We start from the raw sequence: 2,638 nt of genomic DNA, 5'->3' as shown, positions 1-2,638 counted from the left end.
TATACTAATAAAGGATGTTAAAGGCAGAAAGCCATTGCCGCCGGCTCAGCTAAGAGATTTTAATGCTCTGGTGAATGCTTTTGCTGACGACATCGTGAGGAAGTGGGTGGATTATTTTGTTTATCACAAGGCTGTGCGCTGTGTGAAAATTGAGGGGAAGATAAAATGATTCCTGACGAAGTCTATGTTGAAGCTGTAAAGCAAGTGGGTACATACCGGTTGAGCTTGACGTTCTCTGATGGAAAAGAGACTGTGATTGATTTCGAGGGTTTTCTCAAAGCCTCGTTGAATCCGCATATCAGCAAATATCTTGATACTGCCAGGTTTCAGGAATATTCGGTCGTGGATGGTGACTTGCAGTGGAATGATTACGATCTCTGCTTCCCGATCGATGATTTGTATGAAAACCGGCATATTGAACGCGATAAAAGTGATGCGGCCTGAAGGGGCTAATGTGGACAGACGGCGGTCTCAAATTCCAAGCGCAACGCTATTGAAGGGTCTTCGGCTCGGCGACCGACGTCTTGAGCACCTCGGCATAGACTTCCAGTGGCGTTCGCCAGTCCAGTGTCTTGCGAGGCCGTGTATTCATTGAGTCAGCGATGGCGTCGAGTTCTTCCTGGCTGTAGATCGACAAGTCCGTGCCCTTCGGCAAGTACTGCCGCAACAGCCCGTTGGTGTTCTCATTGGACCCCCGCTGCCATGGGCTATGCGGATCAGCGAAATAGATCGCTGTGCCGGTCTTCTGCGTGATCTCGGCATGCTTCACCATCTCTCTGCCTTGATCGTAAGTCATGGACAGGCGCAGAGACCGTGGCACCTCATTGAGCTTGTCGCTGAAGCCGACGGCCGCCGCCGTGGTGCCATCCACTTTTGCCAGGATCACCAGTCGCGTGGTGCGCTCCACCAGCGTGCCGACGGCAGAGCGATTGTTGGCACCGATGATGAGGTCTCCCTCCCAGTGGCCAGGCATCAAGCGGTCTTCGATCTCAGGAGGCCGCAGGTGGATGCTGACCATGTCCGGGATCTGTTGCCGCCGATCCTTGCCACGGCTGCGGGGGCGTCGCTTACCTTTGCCCTGTCGCAGGCAGGCGATCAGCTCCTTCTTGAGCGAGCCGCGGGGCATGACGTAAAGCGCGTTATAGATGGCTTCGTGTGAGACCTGGCGGTCAGTGTCATCGGGGAACATGCGTTTCAGTGTGCGGGCTATCTGCTCTGGTGACCAGTACTTGCGCAGCAGGTAAATCACCAGTTCGAATAGCTCACCATCGAGGTGGAGCTTGGAACGACGGCGTGGACGGCAGCGCGTCAACCGAGCTCGGTATCCGGCGAGACTCGCGTCATACGCCTTGTCAGACCTGACCATGTGGTGTGCCAGCTCCCGTGAGATGGTGCTGGGTGCGCGTCCCAGTTGCTGCGCGATGGCCCGGATCGAGTGGTGAGTTCGCATCAGCATGATGGCGGCTCGGTCTTCAGCAGTGAGGTGGCGGTAGCAGTGAGTCATGGCAATACCATACCGGATGGGTCAGGTGTTGCACTTGGTTATTGAGACCGCCGTGTTAGGAAGCCCCCAGCGTCAGGGCTGATCGTAGTGTCCCCCGATGGCGAAAATGTAAATGGACCTGTCGTCGAACCGGTAGATGAGCCTGTCCCTCTGTGAGAGGCGTCTTGACCACAAGCCGGCCAAGTTGTGTTTGAGTGGCTCAGTTTTGCCGATGCCAGTTGACGGGTCTTCCGAGCGGAGCATCTCTTTCAAAAGCTTGCAGAGCGCTTTGTGCAGCTTCTTGTCTTTCTCCCGCATCCTTTCATAGGCTTCCCAGGAGCTGCCCTCAAATACCAGTGATCTCATTCATCTGCTCATCATCAGGTGTATACCCCTGGCCGCGGCTGTGAGTATCGAGGGAGGCCGCAATCTGTTGCATCAGGTCTCGGTTCTGAAGGACATGGAGGGTTTCTTGCTCTCTTTCCCAGTCCTCGGCACTTATAATCACGAAGGCCTGTCCGGCACGACGCGTCACCTTGAGGGGTTCGTGCCTGCTAATAACCTGTTCAACAAGGCTTTTCAGGTTGTCTCTGAATTTGTTTACACTGATGATATCCATCATTCCACCATTATGTACGGTAATTCAGTACGACTTTAGCGTAGTAGGCTTTAGAAAGCCAAGTTGTCGACGTTCTTTGCCACTTGGCGCTATGATGGTGCCAAATGGCAAAGAAGGGAGGGCCACATCATGACCGTTGCCGAGAACCATACCGATCAGGCGTCTAATCTCCTGGAACGCACCCTGAAGCGACTGATGGGCAACCGAGCCACCCAGGCGCGGTCTGCCTTCGAGATCCACGAGATGATCGAGAAGGGGCTGTCGTCGCAAGACATCATTCACTTCGTCGAGTCGATCGAGCTGTTCCATGACAAGAGGGTCGTGGCCAAGGTGATCGGCATGTCCGAGCGCACGTTGTACCGTCGCGTCAAGAAGCCCGAGCCGCTCACCGCTGAGCAGAGCAGTCGTACCTGGCGCTTCGCCGAGATCCTCACCAAGGCGGAGGACGTCTTCGGTGACCCCGAGGAAGCCCAGCGCTGGATGAATACGACGGCCATGGGGTTGGAAGGGCGGAAACCGATCGACCTGATCACCAC

At 55.3% G+C, this 2,638-nt stretch carries 5 protein-coding genes; 2 read left to right on the top strand and 3 right to left on the bottom strand.

The window, feature by feature from the left end:
* Window positions 1–165 precede the first annotated feature (165 nt).
* Entirely contained in the window at window positions 166–444 is a 279-nt protein-coding gene (locus tag ACESMD_RS00620; RefSeq protein ID WP_372609364.1) for a DUF2442 domain-containing protein, read from the top strand.
* A gap of 46 nt (window positions 445–490) precedes the next feature.
* Here the strand turns inward: ACESMD_RS00620 and ACESMD_RS00615 are convergent, their stop codons facing one another.
* From ACESMD_RS00615 to ACESMD_RS00605, 3 genes are all read right to left on the bottom strand, one after another.
* On the bottom strand, window positions 491–1,504 hold the full coding sequence (locus ACESMD_RS00615) for an IS30 family transposase (RefSeq protein ID WP_372609363.1): 1,014 nt from the start codon (window positions 1,502–1,504) through the stop codon (window positions 491–493).
* A 72-nt stretch (window positions 1,505–1,576) separates the two neighbouring features.
* Complete coding sequence (locus tag ACESMD_RS00610) at window positions 1,577–1,849, bottom strand: Txe/YoeB family addiction module toxin (RefSeq protein ID WP_372609362.1); 273 nt, start codon at window positions 1,847–1,849, stop codon at window positions 1,577–1,579.
* Window positions 1,830–2,105, bottom strand: a complete 276-nt coding sequence (locus ACESMD_RS00605) for a type II toxin-antitoxin system Phd/YefM family antitoxin (RefSeq protein WP_372609361.1) — start codon at window positions 2,103–2,105, stop codon at window positions 1,830–1,832. Before ACESMD_RS00605 ends, ACESMD_RS00610 begins: the two co-directional genes overlap by 20 nt.
* 126 nt (window positions 2,106–2,231) lie before the next feature.
* On the opposite strand from ACESMD_RS00605, the gene ACESMD_RS00600 reads away from it, so the two are divergent.
* A partial coding sequence (locus tag ACESMD_RS00600) for an antitoxin Xre/MbcA/ParS toxin-binding domain-containing protein (RefSeq protein ID WP_372609360.1) occupies window positions 2,232–2,638 on the top strand: 407 nt, incomplete at its 3' end.

This window comes from Halomonas sp. (assembly GCF_041689495.1).
Taxonomy (GTDB): domain Bacteria; phylum Pseudomonadota; class Gammaproteobacteria; order Pseudomonadales; family Halomonadaceae; genus Halomonas.
The sequence above is the reverse complement of the archived record's forward strand: the minus strand, read 5'-3'. Positions and strand labels throughout refer to the sequence as shown.